Raw genomic sequence first — 554 nt, 5'->3', positions numbered from 1 at the left:
GCGGATGATGGCCTTGATCTTCTGCACGGCCTCGTATTCCGGGGTCTTTGGGGTCAAGCTCGGCGAACTTGCGGTTCATGTCGCCGTACACCCCGCGCGAACAGCGGATGATGCTCAAGAAATTGAGATTGGGCACCACCCAGACCGAGCCGGACATTGATCTTGTAGTGGGAAACCAGCAGGGCCGCAGCTGAAAAGCCCCCGGGTTCGTCGCCCTGATGCCGCCGATGACCAGGATGGTCGGACCGGGACGGCCGGAATCGAGTTTGTGCAGGGTGAAATCGAGGTTGCCGCAGGGTGCGGCCGCAGCAGTCAGCAACAGAAGCAGCAAGGCCAGAATGAAACGCATGGGACCTCGACGCGGCGGGGTTTGATGGTTTGACCACGCCAAGTCTAGCCCAAACGCCCGGAAAAGTCATCTCGCCGGACACCCGTTTGCAGTGTGTTCTCCAAGACCGTCGCCCCACTGGCTGACGGCACGCCGCCCAAGGCCCGTACCAGGACCGCCTACACGGCCCGTTCATCCCGGAATCGACGTTCCCCGGCAACAACGC

1 protein-coding gene is annotated in these 554 nt (G+C 62.1%); it reads right to left on the bottom strand.

Features of this window, described 5'->3' with window-relative positions:
* Positions 1-349 (bottom strand): M99 family carboxypeptidase catalytic domain-containing protein (locus tag DSOL_RS27025; protein WP_207649695.1); only part of this gene is annotated, 349 nt, incomplete at its 3' end.
* Positions 350-554 lie beyond the last annotated feature (205 nt).

Origin of the sequence: Desulfosporosinus metallidurans (genome assembly GCF_001936615.1) — a bacterium.
Classification (GTDB): Bacteria; Bacillota; Desulfitobacteriia; order Desulfitobacteriales; family Desulfitobacteriaceae; genus Desulfosporosinus; species Desulfosporosinus metallidurans.
Note: the sequence above shows the minus strand (reverse complement) of the source record. Positions and strands in the feature narration are given on the sequence as shown.